The sequence below is a fragment of the Corynebacterium sp. HMSC11E11 genome, assembly GCF_001807025.1.
Taxonomy (GTDB): Bacteria; Actinomycetota; Actinomycetes; order Mycobacteriales; family Mycobacteriaceae; genus Corynebacterium; species Corynebacterium freneyi.
In genome coordinates this window covers 22,652-37,192 of record NZ_KV787116.1, presented here as the reverse complement: position 1 = coordinate 37,192, position 14,541 = coordinate 22,652, and the positions used below count along the sequence as shown (strand labels likewise).

The window sequence follows — 14,541 nt, the reverse complement described above, 5'->3', positions numbered from 1 at the left end:
TCCCCTCGATTCCGAGGCGGCCGCCGTGCAGGAGATGCTCGGTTCTTCCCGGTATCGGGTCCGCACGGTGTTGGGCCGCGGCGGCATGTCCACGGTCTGGCTCGCCGACGACGTGTCGGCCGGCGGGCGGCAGGTGGCCATCAAGATCCTCAACCGCGAGTTGGGCGACGACGACGAGTTCCGCCAGCGGTTCCGCAATGAGGCGTCGGCGGCGCGCAGCGTCGACAGCCCGAACGTCGTGGCCATCTATTCCCACGAGGAACCGGGCCGCGGGGCCGACGGCCCCTGCTACATCGTCATGGAGTACATCCGGGGCGAGTCGCTTGCCGACGTTCTGCGTCGTCGCCGCACGCTGCCCGAGCATCTTGCGCTGGACGTCATCGAACAGACGGCGCATGGCCTGTCGGCGATTCACGCCGGCAGCCTCATTCACCGGGACATCAAGCCGGGCAATCTTCTGGTGACCCCGGAGGGCACCGTGAAGATCACCGACTTCGGCATCGCGAAAGCGGCGGAGGCCGTGCCCCTGACGCGCACCGGCATGGTGGTGGGCACCGCCCAGTACGTGTCGCCGGAGCAGGCCCAGGGCAAGCGGGTCACTCCGGCGACCGACGTTTATTCGCTGGGGTGCGTGGCGTACGAGATGGTCGCGGGTCGTCGTCCGTTCCTGGGCGACACCACCGTCGCCGTGGCCGTCGCGCACATCAACGAGCCACCGCCGCCGCTGCCGTCGTCGGTGCATCCCCACGTCCGCGAGCTCATCGGCATCATGCTGCGCAAGGATCCGGCGCGCCGCTACGCCGACGGCCGCGAGTTGGCGCAGGCGGTGGCTCGGGTGCGGCAGGGTCACCGTCCGCCGCAGCCGGCCGGGGTGCAGCCGCGGGTGCACCGCCAGTCCGATGCGGCGCATCCGGCGACGAGTGAGCTCGGTGCCCTCACCGAGCCGGGTCTGCGCCGACCGCCGGAGACCCGTGCGGTCGGGGCGACGGGCGCATCGGGGCACACCGCCTCCCGCCCCACAACCGGTCCGGCCCCGCGTTCCCCTCGACCGGCGCAGCGCCCGCAGCGTCCGCCGCAGCGCAAGAAGAGCAACGCCGGCCTGTGGCTGACGCTGATTCTGCTGCTCGCGGTGCTGGCCGGTGCGGTGTGGATTCTGATGGGCCAACTGTCCGAGCGCGGCACGGGCGAGACCGAAACGAGCACGGAGACGACCACGGAGACTGCGACGGAGGAGTGGACGACCCCGACGGGCACCACCGAGGACGAACCGACCGAGACGCGCACGTCGCAGCCGCCCACGACGAACGAGACGATTTCGCCGGAGATTCCCGACGTTCCGGAGCTTCCCGATCTCGGCGACCTCCCGGGTCTCGGCGGCGGCGATTCGAACGGCGGCGCGGGCAACGACTCGGGCACCGGTGGCGGCGGTGCAGGCGTCGGCGACGGCGATTCCGACCTCAACGGCGCTCCCCGTCTGCCGGGGATTCCGCTTCGCCCGGGTTTGACGGGATGATGGGCGGATCACGATGATTTTCAACTCATGTGCGATGGCACTGCAGCAACCGATCGAAGGGAGTCACCGATGACCACCGGCGACGAACTCCTCTCCGGCCGTTACCGCCTCGGCGGTCTCATCGGCGTCGGCGGCATGTCCGACGTCTACGCGGCCAACGACACGCTGCTCGGCCGCGAAGTCGCGGTGAAGATGATGCGAGCCGATCTCGCCCGCGACGAAAGCTTCCTCGAACGGTTCCGCCGGGAGGCGAAGAACGCCGCGTTCCTCAACCACCCGGTCATCGTTGCGGTGTTCGACACCGGCGAGACCGAGGGTCCGATGGGCACGGTGCCGTACATCGTCATGGAGTTGGTGCAGGGCGAGACTCTGCGCGACATCGTGCGCCGCGAGGGCCCGATGGACCCTGCGCGTGCGGCGTCGATTCTGGCGTACGTCTGCGATGCGCTGGATTTCTCTCACAAGCAGGGCATCATCCACCGCGACGTCAAGCCGGCGAACATCATGCTGACCAACACCGGCGCGGTGAAGGTCATGGACTTCGGCATCGCCCGCGCGCTGGGTGATTCGACGTCGATGACGCAGACCGCGGCGGTGATCGGCACGGCGCAGTACCTGTCGCCGGAGCAGGCGCGCGGCAAGCCGGCCGACGCCCGCTCGGACGTTTACAGCGTCGGTTGCGTGCTGTTCGAGGCGCTGACCGGGCAGCCGCCGTTCACCGGCGAAACCCCGCTGTCGGTGGCCTACCAGCACGTGCAGGACGATCCCCCGTTGCCGTCGACCCTGGTGGAGGGGCTTTCCGACGAAGAGGGCACCGCCCTGGACGCCGTTTTGCTCACCGCGATGGCCAAGGACCCGGCCGAGCGGTACGACACCGCGGCCGATTTCGCCGAGGAGCTGCGCCGCATCAGCCGCGGCGAGGTTCCGTTGGCCGCGGTGCACCACGTCCGCGGAGCCGACGATGATGCTCCGGAGCAGCGACCCCGCCGGGCTTCCGCCGCTGCGGCGGGTGCCGCGGCCGGAGGCGCTGCGGCCGCAGGCGGCGCCGCACGCCGTTCCGATTCGGCGCCGGCCCGTCGTCAAGCGGACGAGCCCGCCCCCCGCGAACGCGGGGAGGAAAAGAAGAAGGGCGGAAAGCTCGCCGTCGTCGCGTGGCTGGCCATCGCCGCGCTGCTGCTCGGCGGCGTGGGCGTGGTGTCCTACAACCTGTTCACCGACTCCGGCCAGTCCGAATCCGTCGCCATCCCGCAGGTCGAGGGCATGCCCGCCGACCAGGCGCAGGCGATGCTCGAGGACGCCGGTTTCGTGGTCGACCGCCGCGACGAACCGCACCCCGACATCGCCCGCAATTTCGTCATCGGCACCGACCCGGCATTCGGTTCGGGCGTGCCGAAAGGTTCGACGGTGGTGCTGAAGGTGTCCTCCGGCCGCGAAATCACGGACGTCCCCGACGTTCGCGACAAGCCCGCCGAGGAGGCCCGCCGCCTGCTCGAGGAAGCCGGCCTGCAGGTCGACCCGGTGCTGCGTGAAGAGGCGTCGCCCGACATCGAACGCGGCCACATCATCGACCAGTCGCCGTCGGCGGGCGCGCAGGTGTCGAAGGGCACCCGCGTGAACCTGACGGTGTCGTCCGGCCCCGCCACCCGCACCGTGCCCGACGTGACCGGCCAGAACCTCGAGGCCGCCCGCGCGACGCTGGAGTCCGCCGACTTCGTCCTGCGCGTCACCGAGGTCGACTCGCCGGAGCCGGAGGGCCGCGTTCTGGAGGTTCCGCAGGCCGGCGAGCGCCTGCCCGCGGGTTCGACCGTGGAGATCGTCGTCTCCCGCGGCAACCAGATGCACATGCCCAACGTCGAGGGCCGCACGTTCGAGGAGGCCGAGCGTGCCCTGCGCGACGCGGGCTTCACCGGCACGATCCACCGACGCGAGGTGACCACGCTCGACCCGACGCGCGTGGACCGAGTCCAGTCGCAGCGACCCGGCCGCGACGCCGTGGTGAACAAGGACGGCGACGTCGACCTCGAGGTGTTCATCCTGGGCGTGAGCAATCCGCCCGAGGACGACCGCGGCATCGACCTTCCCGTTCCGTTCGGCGCCCGCCCCGGCAGGTGACCGCGACGGCCGGTCAGCCGGAGACGACGTCGTCGAAGGCCCGCTGGTAACCGGCCTGCTCGTCCTCGAGCGCGGTCAGCAGGGTCTCGGAGTAGTTGCCGCCGGCGTCGGTGAGCCAGTTGGCCAGCATCCGGTGGCCGTACTGGGTGAGCACGGATTCGGGGTGGAACTGCACGCCGTGGATGGGCAGGTCGCGGTGCCGCATCGCCATGAGCATGCCGGAGGGGGTGTGGGCGGTGGCGACGAGCTCGTCGGGAAGCGTCGACTCGTCGACGGTCAGCGAGTGATAACGCGTGGCGATGAACGGGTTGGACAGGCCGCGCAGCACGCCGGTGCCGTCGTGGGAGACGGGCGAGGTTTTGCCGTGGAGCAGCTCGTCGGCGCGGACGACGTCGGCGCCGAACACTTCGCCGATGGCCTGGTGGCCCAAGCACACGCCGAGCAGCGGGGTGCGGGCGTCGGCGCAGGCGCGGACCATGTCGGGGGTGCGGCCGGCATCGGCGGGGGTGCCGGGCCCAGGCGACAGCAGCACGGCGTCGAACTCGCGGGCCACGGCGGCCGGGTCGGCGAGGCGGTCGTCGTCGTTGCGCCACACGGTCGTCGTCTCGCCGAGCTGGCCGAGGTACTGGACCAGATTGAAGACGAAGCTGTCATAGTTGTCGACGACGAGGATGCGCATGAGCCAGAATCATACTGGTAGATTGGGCGCCGATGATGGTCGGGCGCCGTTGCCGGGCCACCGCGCCGGTACCCGCATTCCGGGGCCGTCCGCACACGACCGGTTGGGCGTGACCGACTGCGCACGACCGACCGCGCACGACCGACCGAGCACGATCAACCGAGCACGATCAACGAGATGGAATGGGGATCCGATGCCCAAGGCAAAGGTGAATCGCACGACCAACGCGCCGACCGGGGGCTCCGGGGTCAGCCGCACCCCGGTGAAGATCAACACCACCCAGACCCCCACCTGGTACAAGGTGATCATGTTCGGCCTGATGGTGATCGGGCTGCTGTGGCTGGTGGTCAATTACATCGCCGGCCCGTCGATTCCGTTCATGGTTGAACTCAACGCCTGGAATTACGTCATCGGTTTCGGCATGTTCGTCCTCGGTCTGTTGATGACCATGGGTTGGCGCTGACGCCTTCCCGCTGACCCCGGCGGGCCCGGTGGGGCCTCCGTTGGGCCAATGCCCCGCGCTTCGTGCGCGGGGCTTTTTCATGCGCGAGTTCGGGGGCGCTTTACGACGGCGATCTACCCCCGGTTCGGGCATCGTATCGCAGAATTCTCCGTTCCAGGGGTCGGGGGCTGCTGCGGAATTCATCCACGGAAAGGTGTGTATCAACGGTGTAATTTGTGGATGAATGTGGATCGCCGGCTGTGGAAAGCTGTGGATGGTTTTCATGGCCGCATCCGTAACGGGACCCGCGGATGAGCCGAAACAACTGTCCACATCCTCCACAGGCTGTGGATAACTCTGTGCACAATAACGCCACATACCCTGCAGGGTCTCGCCGCGACCCCATGTTCACCCGATTTTCGGAGGGTTCGCACGGCTTTTCGTAAATTACAACAGTGGAATTATCCACAAGTGTGGACACCCCTGTGGAGGTTTGTGTACCGGCGGTTCACGTCCACGTAGGCGTCGTAAAGCCCCGGAATCGGTGGTGGATCGGTGGATGAACGGGCGGGGAATCCATCCACAGCCCTGTGGATATGTGGATCACCCCGCCCACCCCCGACCCCCCTTAAGTACACATTGAGGGTTCACGTGAGGGTTGGCCGCCTCACGGGGACCCATGGCGGCGAATCGCACGCCATGAAAGCGGGGACGACATGGCCACTGCCCGGGAGGGACCGTGAAACGGGACCGGAAAAGGGCATGAAAAAGCGCCGGCGGAACGATGTCCGCCGGCGCCTACTGCCGGGAAGATGCCCCTCGCGGGGCGCGGAGCTTACTTGGCGATGTCGATGCCGGTGATGACGACCGGCTCCAGCGGGCGATCCCAGTGGTCGGTGGCGACGCGCGCGATCTCGTCGACGACCTTGCGGGACTCCTCGTCGGCGACCTCGCCGAAGATGGTGTGGTTGCCGTTGAGGTGCGGGGTCGGAACGACGGTGATGAAGAACTGGGAACCGTTGGTGCCGCGGCCGCCGCGCTTGCCGGCATTGGCCATGGCCAGCAGGTACGGGCGATCGAACTGGAGCTCCGGGTGGATCTCGTCGTCGAAGTTGTAGCCCGGGCCGCCGGTGCCGGTGCCCAGCGGGTCGCCGCCCTGGATCATGAAACCGGCGATGATGCGGTGGAAGATGGCCTCGTCGTAGAACGGGCCGGACTCGGTGCCGGAGGCGTTCTGGCCGGAGTACTCCTTCGTGCCCTCGGCCAGGCCGATGAAGTTGTCGACGGTGACCGGCGCGTGATTGCCGAACAGGTCGATGGTGATGTCACCGTGGTTGGTGTGGACGGTTGCGGTGGCGGTCTTCATAGTCACCTGGCCGAGGATACCGGCGACCGCGCGGCCGCAACAACGAAGCCCCCGGCAGCGTGCTCCCGGTGGCCCGCCTGCGGCGTGCTCATTCTTGCCGGCCGCAGCGCGTCGGCTGCATCACAAGACCACGGTGCGGTCACGATCCCGGGAACATCCGCCGACCCGCCCACGGGAGCGGGCGGAAATGAATACGCTGGAAGGTGAACGCCGTGCCAACGGTCGCCCGCATTGGGCGCACGGGCACGGAGATTATCCCCACCGACGAGGAGAGAACCACACCATGTACCCCAGCACCGTTTCGCTGGCTCTCAAGGGCGCCAAGTCCGCGTACGACGCTTACGCCGACTACCGCGACAAGAAGGCCGCCGAACTGTACGACACCATGCAGGAGGCCAAGGCCGTCGCCGAGAAGCGCAACAAGGAGGCCGTGGAGAAGGCCTCGTCGCTGGCCGATGACGCCCTGGACAAGCTCCAGACCTTCGGCGACGACGTGACCTCCGAGGCCGAGTCCCTGCGCGACCGTGCCTCCGAGGGCGTCGCCGACCTGAAGAAGGCCGGCGAGAAGAACCGCAAGAAGACCGCCAAGAAGGCGGCCAAGCTGCAGAAGAACGCCGAGAAGAAGCGCTGCAAGGCCCGCCGCGAGGCCAAGAAGGCCCGCAAGGACGCCGCCAAGCGCGCCAAGTCGACCCGCAAGGACCTGGAGAAGAAGGTCCAGCAGACCGCCGACAAGCTGTCCGGCAAGGAGGCGCGTCGCGCCAAGGCCGGCCGCGTCGCCACCGGCTCGATCGTCTTCGCCGTGGTCGCCGCGGTCGTCGCCGCGATCATCTGGAAGCTGAAGTCCGACGACAAGCTGCCGGTCGACCCGGCCCCGGTGAAGCAGAAGGCCGCCGAGGTCAAGGACACCGTCGCTGCGAAGGCCGGCGAGGCCAAGGACGTTGCCGCGGAGAAGGCCACCGAGGCCAAGGAGACCGTCGAGAAGAAGGCCGCCGACGCCAAGGACGCGGCCGACAAGAAGGTCGAGGAGGTCAAGGACGCCGCCGACAAGCCCGCCGAGACCGCCGCGGACAAGGCCGAGGAGTCCAAGGCCGAGATCGCCGAGGAGGGTGACGTCGACGGTGACGTGGCCCCGACCGAGGTGAAGGTCCAGTCCGAGGTCAAGGCGCCGAAGACCACCGCCCCGAAGCCGGGTGGCGCGAAGGCCCCGAAGCCGGGCAACGCCAAGAAGTAGCCGCCGGCACCGGCATCGGACCGCATCGGACCGGTCATCGCCACCGGCCACCGGCCACTGAAGACGAAGCGGCGCCCTCCCGAATCACCCGGGAGGGCGCCGCTTTCGCATGTTCCCCGACCGCCGAGGACTACGAACGGCCAAGATAGCGGGCGGAAACTACGAGCAGCCAAGATAGCGGGCGGGAACTGCGAACGGTCCGGGATCGTGGAACGGCAAAAGCCCCCGCCAGCGGACTGACGGGGGCCTTGAACGTGGAGCATAGGAGAATCGAACTCCTGACCTCCTGCTTGCAAAGCAGGTGCTCTACCAATTGAGCTAATGCCCCGGGTTCACGGAAACGGGAAACCCCGCGTCGACGAGCTTTCGACTTCGTCGGCGCGGGGCCCGTTCGTGGTGGGCCTAGGAGGACTTGAACCTCCGACCTCTTCGTTATCAGCGAAGCGCTCTAACCGCCTGAGCTATAGGCCCCTGAACCGGGATATAACTTAACCCGGACGCGTGAAGGAAACCAAATCGGCTGGTCAATAACCATTTTTGGCACTTGCTCCGAACATCGCCGGGTGGCGCTCCTGCCCGGGTGCGGCTTGACGACGACCACGTGGCCGTCGTCAAGCCAAACGACGCGCTACTCCACGTCGTCGAGCGTGATGGTCACGCCACCGACCAAATCCGAGCACGCGTTGTAGACCACGGCACCCAACGTGGCCAGCGCCGACACCAGCACCGCCCACAACACCCCGATGCCGGCGGCGAGCGCGAAGATCATGCCGACGCCCAGGGCCGCATCCCCGCCGAGGAGATCGTTGAACCGATCGCGGTACCCCATCGCCTCGAACAGGAGGTAGAGCACCGCAACCGCGACCATCCAGGCCAGGAACCCGATGACGCTGATCGCCGCCGAAACCCGCAGCGTGGTCCACGGACTGATCCGCCGGACCAACAGTTGCGTATGGGCCATGGCCTACTCCTCGCCGCCCTCGTCGGACCCGCCGTCGGAAGCCGACGCGGAAACGCCGCCGGGGCGCGCCTCGACGCTGTCGAGGGTGCCGGTCTCGGACACCTTCACGGCGGTCTCCTCGCCCTCGTCCTCGACGTTGCGGTCGATGGCGAGCAACTCGGTGCCGTCGGCCAGGTTCACCAGGCGCACGCCCTTCGTCGCACGCGACGTCGCGCGGATCTCGTTGACGCGGGTGCGGATGATGTCGCCGGCGGAGGTGACGGCGAAAATCTCGTCGTCGTTGGACACCACCAGCGCGCCCATCAGCGGGCCGCGCTTCGGGTCGTACTTCAGGGTCAGCACGCCCTGGCCGCCGCGGCCCTGCGCGGAGTACTCGTCGAGCGGGGTCTTCTTGCCGTAACCACCGGTGGTGGCCACCAGCAGGTGCTGGCCCTCCTCCACGACGACCATGCTCAGCAACTTGTCGTCGCCCTTGAACCGCATGCCCAGCACGCCGGCGGTGGCGCGGCCCATCGGGCGCAACGCGTCGTCGGAGGCGGTGAAGCGGATGGCCTGGCCGCGCTCGGAGACCAGCAGCAGGTCGTCGTCCGCGGAGCACAGGCGGGCGCCGATGAGGGAGTCGCCCTCCTTGAGGTTGATGGCGATGAGGCCGGCGCTGCGGGCGGAGTCGTACTCCTCCAGGCGCGACTTCTTCACCTTGCCCTCGCTGGTGGCCAGCACCAGGTACGGAGAGTCCTGGTACGTCTGGATCTGCAGCACCTCGGCGATGCGCTCGCCCGGCTGGAATTCCAGCAGGTTGGCCACGTGCTGGCCGCGGGCGGCGCGGGTGGCCTCGGGCAGCTCGTAGGCCTTGAGGCGGTAGACGCGGCCCTTGTTGGTGAAGAACAGGATCCAGTCGTGCGTGGAGCAGACGAAGAAGTGGCGGATGATGTCGTCCTGCTTCAGGTCCGCGCCGCGCACGCCCTTGCCGCCGCGTCGCTGCGACTTGTAGGCGTCGACCTTGGTGCGCTTGGCGTAGCCGGTCGAGGTGATGGTGACCACGACGTTTTCGCGGGCGATGAGGTCTTCTTCGGTGACGTCGCCGACGGCGCCGATGATCTCGGTGCGGCGGTCGTCGCCGAATCGCTCGACGACCTCGGCGAGTTCGTCGCGGACGATGGCGCGCTGGCGGTCGGGGCTGGCGAGGATGTCCTTCAGGTCGGCGATGCGCTCTTCGAGTTCGGCGAGCTCGTCGATGATCTTCTGGCGCTCGAGGGCCGCGAGGCGGCGCAGCTGCATAGCCAGGATGGCGTCGGCCTGCACCTCGTCGATGTCGAGCAGTTCCATCAGGCCGGTGCGGGCGGTGTCGACGGTGGCCGACCGGCGGATCAGGGCGATGACCTCGTCGAGCATGTCGAGCGCCTTGACCAGGCCGCGGAGGATGTGGGCCTTCTTCTCGGCTTCGTCCAGGCGGTACTGGGTGCGGCGGACGATGACCTCGATCTGGTGGTCCACGTAGAGGCGGACCATCTGGTCGATGCGCAGGGTGCGCGGCACGCCGTCGACGATGGACAGCATGTTGGCGCCGAAGCTGGTCTGCAGCTGGGAGTGCTTGTACAGGTTGTTCAGGACGACGCGCGGCACGGCGTCGCGCTTGAGCTTGACGACGATGCGCATGCCCCACTTGAGGTCGGATTCGTCGTCGATGGAGGCGATGCCGGCGAGTCGACCGTCGCGGACCTGTTCGGCGATGTTGGCGATGAGTCGGTCCGGGTTGACCTGGTAGGGCAGCTCGGTGATGACGATCGACTGGCGGTTGCCCTCCTGCTCGATGGAGGTGACGCCGCGCATGCGGATCGAGCCGCGGCCGGTGGTGTAGGCGTCGGTGATGCCCTTGTCGCCGACGATCTGGCCGGCGGTCGGGAAGTCGGGGCCCTTGATGTGGCTCATGACGGCTTCGAGGGCCGTCTTGTCGTCGGCGTCGGGGTTGTCGAGGCACCAGTTGATGGCGGCGGCGACTTCCCGGAGGTTGTGAGGCGGGATGTTGGTGGCCATGCCGACGGCGATGCCGCCGGAGCCGTTCATCAGCAGCTGGGGCACGCGGGACGGCAGGATGACCGGTTCGGTGGTGCGGCCGTCGTAGTTCGGCTGGAAGTCGACGGTGTTTTCGCGGATGTCGCGGACCATTTCCATGGCCAGCGGGGTGAGGCGGGCCTCGGTGTATCGCATGGCGGCGGGGCCGTCGTCGCCGCGGGAGCCGAAGTTGCCCTGGCCGTCGACGAGCGGATAGCGCATGGACCACGGCTGGGCCATGCGGACCATGGTGTCGTAGATGGGGTAGTCGCCGTGCGGGTGGTAGTTGCCCATGGTGTCCGACACGGGCTTGGCGGACTTCACGTAGCCGCGTTCGGGGCGGTAGCCGTTGTCGTACATCGCGTACAGGATGCGGCGGTGCACGGGCTTGAGGCCGTCGCGCACTTCCGGCAGCGCTCGACCCACGATGACGGACATCGCGTAGTCGATGTAGCTGGACTGCATCTCGTCGTTGATGTCGATGGGGCGGATCTGGTCGTCGTCGCCACCGCCGCCTCCGAAGAGGGTTCCGTTGTCGTCGCTCACTCGTCATACCTCCGGGTTGTCCCGCGCGGGTGTCGCGCCGGTGGTGGCGGCGCGTGGCGGGTGCAAGGGTTTTACTCCCCCATCTTACGCGCCCCGATGGCCGCAACGGCCCGTGAAGGGCGTGCTTTACGACGTTTCCGCCCATATCCGGTATCAGCGTGATACCAATAGGCGCCCTTTCGTGATTATTCTGGCGCCATGGCGATGACATTGCGGCTCAGCGAAGCCGAGGATCGGGCCCTGACCCTGTTGGCCGGCACGCGCGGCACGTCGAAGCAGGAGGCGGCCAAACGCGCGATCGTCGAGGCCGCGGCCCGTGCGGTGCGGGATTCCGAGGTGCGCATGCTCACGGCGGAGGCCGTCGAATCCCACGCGGCCGTGCTGCGGCGGTTGGCGACATGAGTTCGGCAACCGGCATACCCGGGGGCACCGGGGCCGGGTTGACGGCCGAGGATCTGGTGTCGGTCATCGACGTCCTCGTCGAACTGCTGCCCGAGTACGACGGCGTGCGCATCGTGCGGCCGTGGGCGTTGGCGGCCGCCGGTGCCGCAGGCGGCGGAATGATCGGCGCCGTCGACGTGCACCGCGATCTCGGCGATGTCGGACCACGACCCGATGGCGCACGCGGTGGAGGTCATCCGCCCGGCGACGACCGGCTCGAGGACCGGGACCGGACGCAGGCCGAAACCATCCGCCGCCTCAAACCCCTCGACCGCGGCAACGACGCCTTCGCCGTCACGGCGGTGCTGGTGCACGGACGGCTGGCGGGCACCCACATGTCCTTCGACCGGGCCGCGGCCATCGCCGGCGTGCGCGACCCGGCACGGCGGATGCGCTGACGACGAGCCGTCGTCACGCAAAACACCCGGACATCAAGGCCAGGGCTGCCCGGAGGCGAGCTCGTCGAGCCACCGTTCGAACCGGTCGGCGACGGCCTCCGGCTCGCGGGCCCAACGGTTGTGGCCGAGGCGGTGATCGAGGAACTCGAAACGGGCCGCCTTCGGCAGACGCGAGGCCAGGTCCATCGCCGACTCCGGAGTGCAATCCCGGTCGCCGTCGCAGGTCAACATGAGCACGGGGGTGGTGACCTTCGGCATCTCGCACCCGTAATCCATGTCCGCCGTCGTCGGACGCAGCCGACCGTTGCGGGCGAACATCGCCCACTCGCGGACATGCCGGCCGGACTGGCGCCCGTAGCCCGCCAGATCCCACGGACCCGCCGGCCAATAGCCGAGCAGCCTCGACACCGTCCACATCACCGGACCGCCCAACCGCAGTCGCCGACGCTCGTCGCCGGTGAAGCGAATGTGGTGCGGGGTGCCGGAGCCGACGGTGATCATGCCGTCGACGTCGGCCTCCGGGCGCGCCAGGTACAACGAACCGATCTGGCCGCCCATCGAATGGCACATGAGGTAGACCGGCAGACGCTCGCCGGAGGTCTCGAACTCGGCGCGCGCCGTCGCCACCGCCTCCGGGAAATCGTTCGAGGCCAGCTCGTTGTACCCCCACTGATTGCGCCGCGTGGGCTTGGCGGTCTGCTCGCCCTGACCGTGCAGCTCGGAGACGAGCACCCCGTACCCGCGATCGCACAGTTCCTGCGCCATCGGCCAGTAGTAACGGGCCCCCATGCCGAAGCCGGGGAAGAACACGACGATCGCCTTCGGCGCAGCCTTCGGGCGGTACAGCTGCATCGGCGTGACCGACCCGTCGAACAGCGTGCGCTCGACCACCTCGGGCTCGTGGCGCGTGCGCTCCCCGGCGTGCGCGGCAGGATCCTCGGTCACGGCTTCCACGGCGTCAGCGTCGGCGTCGGCGTCGGCGTCGGCGGCGCCTCGCTCGGGGTCGGCTGCGGTCTTGGCCCGTTCATCGTGTTCGTTCACGGCCGATACGATATCCCGGTTTGCCTCCGGGAACACCGAAACAACCCGGCAAACGGTGTTGCCGCACCGATTCGCGCCGGTTCACCACCCCCGCGGGCGTGCCGTTCACCGGCGGATACCATTTTTTCACCAAAACGTGCTCGCGCCCCGTGACAAATGCCGATAATCCGAAACATGCGATCCCCTTCTCGAATCAGGCGCCGCGCCGCCGCAGCACTCCTCGCCAGCACGATGACGATCGGGGGTCTGCTCACCCCTGCCTCCGCCGCACCGAACCTTCCCGACATGCCCGAGGTTCCGGGCCTGGAGGGAATGCCGGAGGTTCCCGGCGGCACCGGTTCCCTCGGCTCCTCCGATGAGTCGCCAGCCATCGACGAGTCCTTCTACGACACCTCCACGGTCACCGCCGGCGCCCCGGGCACCATCCTGCGCACCGCCGCCGCCCCGACCGCGCCGATGCCTCCGGAGCTGAACTACCCGCTGCCGTCGTCGGTGACGAAGGTGCTGTATTCGACCACCGACATGCACGGCAACGCCGTCCCGGTCAGCGGCTACATGGTCGAGCCGTCGGTGCCGTGGACGGGCGTCGGCGAGCGCCCGACCGTCGTCATCGGCCGCGGCACCGTCGGCCAGGGCGATCAGTGCGCCCCGTCGCGCAACTGGCCGCTGGAAAACCAGGCCGACCCGTTCTCCTCCGGTCGCCTGGTCAACCTCGAGGGTCTCTACGATTGGGTTTTCGCCGCCGCGGGCGTGCGCGTCTTCGTCACGGACTACGTCGGCATGGGCACGCCGGGCATCCACACGTACATGAACCGCGCCGAGCAGGCCCACGCGATGCTCGACGGCGCGCGCGCCGCACGGAATCTGTCGGGCGGCAACGGCCGGGTCGCGTTCTACGGTCACTCGCAGGGCGGCGGCGCCTCGGCCGCCGCGGTCGAGGCCGCGAGCTCCTACGCCCCGGATCTGGATGTCGCGGCCGCCTACGCCTCCGCTCCCCCGGCCGACCTCGACGCGGTGCAGAGGAACATCGACGGTTCCGACCTCGTCGGCGCCATCGGCTTCACCATCAACGGACTGGCCGCGCGGTACCCGAACCTGGCCCCGGCCATGGATCGCCACATGAACGAGGGCGGCAAGGAGACGCTGCAGAACCTTTCCACCATGTGCACCGACGAGATCACCAAGGCGTACGGGCATCAGCGCACCAGCCAGTGGACCAACAGCGGTCTGAGCCTCGACGAGATCCTGGGCGACATCCCCGAGGGGCAGAAGGCCATGAACGACCAGTTCATCGGCCATGGCGTCCCGGCCGCGCCGACGATGATCGTGTCGGGCCGCCATGACCTCAACGTCGAGTACCAGCAGGCCCGGGATCTGGCGGACAACTGGTGCGCCAACGGCGGCGAGGTCTTCTACCGCGACGACATCCTGCCGAAGATCGAGGGTTACAACCACTTCGCCCAGGCGATCAGCGGCGCGCCCTTCGGCGTCGGCTTCATCCTCGCCATGTTCAACGGTGCGTCGGGCGCCGGCGCGTGCTCGGGCATCGACATCCCGGGCGGTTCCGGCGAGATCCCGATTCCGTCGTCCTCCTAGGCGCGGCGGTCGCCTCCCCGGCGGTCGTTGCTTGACGACGCCCGCCGGGAAATCCAGGGGCGTACACCAACAGATGGCCTAAAACCAATGATGGGGCGCCGACAATCATCTCGTTCAGAGATCTTTGTCGGCGCCCCATCGGCGTCGTAAAGCAGCTGGTCAA

Annotated in this window: 12 protein-coding genes and 2 tRNA genes; 7 read left to right on the top strand and 7 right to left on the bottom strand. The window is 68.4% G+C overall.

The genetic code is table 11. The features are described 5' to 3' along the window. The first annotated feature begins 34 nt into the window (after nt 1–34). Complete coding sequence (locus HMPREF3121_RS02705; RefSeq protein ID WP_371327310.1) at nt 35–1,513, top strand: serine/threonine-protein kinase; 1,479 nt, start codon at nt 35–37, stop codon at nt 1,511–1,513. A 69-nt stretch (nt 1,514–1,582) separates the two neighbouring features. Next, nucleotides 1,583–3,625 carry a Stk1 family PASTA domain-containing Ser/Thr kinase gene (pknB, locus tag HMPREF3121_RS02700; RefSeq protein ID WP_070519641.1) on the top strand — a complete coding sequence of 681 codons (2,043 nt, stop codon included), beginning with the start codon at nt 1,583–1,585 and terminating at the stop codon, nt 3,623–3,625. A gap of 13 nt (nt 3,626–3,638) precedes the next feature. On the opposite strand, the gene HMPREF3121_RS02695 is transcribed toward pknB, so the two are convergent. Beyond that, the gene (locus tag HMPREF3121_RS02695; RefSeq protein ID WP_070519639.1) at nt 3,639–4,304 is read right to left on the bottom strand and encodes an aminodeoxychorismate/anthranilate synthase component II; all 666 of its coding nucleotides are present in this window, start codon (nt 4,302–4,304) and stop codon (nt 3,639–3,641) included. Nucleotides 4,305–4,497: 193 nt separating this feature from the next. Here HMPREF3121_RS02695 and crgA point away from each other — a divergent pair, with 193 nt between their 5' ends. Continuing rightward, the gene (gene crgA, locus HMPREF3121_RS02690) at nt 4,498–4,767 is read left to right on the top strand and encodes a cell division protein CrgA (protein ID WP_035121598.1); all 270 of its coding nucleotides are present in this window, start codon (nt 4,498–4,500) and stop codon (nt 4,765–4,767) included. An 814-nt stretch (nt 4,768–5,581) separates the two neighbouring features. Here the strand turns inward: crgA and HMPREF3121_RS02685 are convergent. Next, the gene (locus HMPREF3121_RS02685; protein WP_052054109.1) at nt 5,582–6,112 is read right to left on the bottom strand and encodes a peptidylprolyl isomerase; all 531 of its coding nucleotides are present in this window, start codon (nt 6,110–6,112) and stop codon (nt 5,582–5,584) included. A gap of 283 nt (nt 6,113–6,395) precedes the next feature. Here HMPREF3121_RS02685 and HMPREF3121_RS02680 point away from each other — a divergent pair, with 283 nt between their 5' ends. Further along, nucleotides 6,396–7,343, top strand: a complete 948-nt coding sequence (locus HMPREF3121_RS02680; protein ID WP_070519637.1) for a prolipoprotein diacylglyceryl transferase — start codon at nt 6,396–6,398, stop codon at nt 7,341–7,343. A gap of 255 nt (nt 7,344–7,598) precedes the next feature. Here HMPREF3121_RS02680 and HMPREF3121_RS02675 read toward each other — a convergent pair. From HMPREF3121_RS02675 to gyrA, 4 genes are all read right to left on the bottom strand, one after another. Next, nucleotides 7,599–7,671, bottom strand: a tRNA-Ala gene (locus HMPREF3121_RS02675). 66 nt (nt 7,672–7,737) lie between these two features. Beyond that, nucleotides 7,738–7,814 (bottom strand) — tRNA-Ile (locus HMPREF3121_RS02670). Between the two features lie 157 nt (nt 7,815–7,971). Then, complete coding sequence (locus HMPREF3121_RS02665; RefSeq protein ID WP_070519635.1) at nt 7,972–8,304, bottom strand: DUF3566 domain-containing protein; 333 nt, start codon at nt 8,302–8,304, stop codon at nt 7,972–7,974. Between the two features lie 3 nt (nt 8,305–8,307). Then, a complete protein-coding gene (gene gyrA, locus HMPREF3121_RS02660) occupies nt 8,308–10,902 on the bottom strand; it encodes a DNA gyrase subunit A (protein WP_070519633.1) in 2,595 nt (864 codons plus the stop codon). A gap of 198 nt (nt 10,903–11,100) precedes the next feature. On the opposite strand from gyrA, the gene HMPREF3121_RS02655 reads away from it, so the two are divergent. Continuing rightward, the gene (locus HMPREF3121_RS02655; RefSeq protein WP_070519632.1) at nt 11,101–11,304 is read left to right on the top strand and encodes a CopG family transcriptional regulator; all 204 of its coding nucleotides are present in this window, start codon (nt 11,101–11,103) and stop codon (nt 11,302–11,304) included. Beyond that, complete coding sequence (locus tag HMPREF3121_RS02650) at nt 11,301–11,741, top strand: hypothetical protein (protein ID WP_070519630.1); 441 nt, start codon at nt 11,301–11,303, stop codon at nt 11,739–11,741. The genes HMPREF3121_RS02655 and HMPREF3121_RS02650 overlap by 4 nt, the downstream gene beginning before the upstream one ends. Before the next feature lie 33 nt (nt 11,742–11,774). Here HMPREF3121_RS02650 and HMPREF3121_RS02645 read toward each other — a convergent pair whose 3' ends face one another. Then, nucleotides 11,775–12,782: an alpha/beta fold hydrolase gene (locus tag HMPREF3121_RS02645; protein ID WP_246816048.1), complete on the bottom strand. Its 1,008-nt coding sequence runs from the start codon at nt 12,780–12,782 to the stop codon at nt 11,775–11,777. A 174-nt stretch (nt 12,783–12,956) separates the two neighbouring features. On the opposite strand from HMPREF3121_RS02645, the gene HMPREF3121_RS02640 reads away from it, so the two are divergent. Continuing rightward, entirely contained in the window at nt 12,957–14,378 is a 1,422-nt protein-coding gene (locus HMPREF3121_RS02640; protein ID WP_224370844.1) for a lipase family protein, read from the top strand. Nucleotides 14,379–14,541: the final 163 nt, after the last annotated feature.

Bases quoted from the DNA above. Each gene is read 5' to 3' on its own strand.
- HMPREF3121_RS02680 (WP_070519637.1), top strand. From the start codon at position 6,396: ATGTACCCCAGCACCGTTTCGCTGGCTCTCAAGGGCGCCAAGTCCGCG.
- HMPREF3121_RS02665 (WP_070519635.1), bottom strand. From the start codon at position 8,304: ATGGCCCATACGCAACTGTTGGTCCGGCGGATCAGTCCGTGGACCACG.
- HMPREF3121_RS02705 (WP_371327310.1), top strand. From the start codon at position 35: ATGCTCGGTTCTTCCCGGTATCGGGTCCGCACGGTGTTGGGCCGCGGC.
- HMPREF3121_RS02685 (WP_052054109.1), bottom strand. From the start codon at position 6,112: ATGAAGACCGCCACCGCAACCGTCCACACCAACCACGGTGACATCACC.
- HMPREF3121_RS02640 (WP_224370844.1), top strand. From the start codon at position 12,957: ATGCGATCCCCTTCTCGAATCAGGCGCCGCGCCGCCGCAGCACTCCTC.
- HMPREF3121_RS02650 (WP_070519630.1), top strand. From the start codon at position 11,301: ATGAGTTCGGCAACCGGCATACCCGGGGGCACCGGGGCCGGGTTGACG.
- HMPREF3121_RS02695 (WP_070519639.1), bottom strand. From the start codon at position 4,304: ATGCGCATCCTCGTCGTCGACAACTATGACAGCTTCGTCTTCAATCTG.
- crgA (WP_035121598.1), top strand. From the start codon at position 4,498: ATGCCCAAGGCAAAGGTGAATCGCACGACCAACGCGCCGACCGGGGGC.
- HMPREF3121_RS02655 (WP_070519632.1), top strand. From the start codon at position 11,101: ATGGCGATGACATTGCGGCTCAGCGAAGCCGAGGATCGGGCCCTGACC.
- pknB (WP_070519641.1), top strand. From the start codon at position 1,583: ATGACCACCGGCGACGAACTCCTCTCCGGCCGTTACCGCCTCGGCGGT.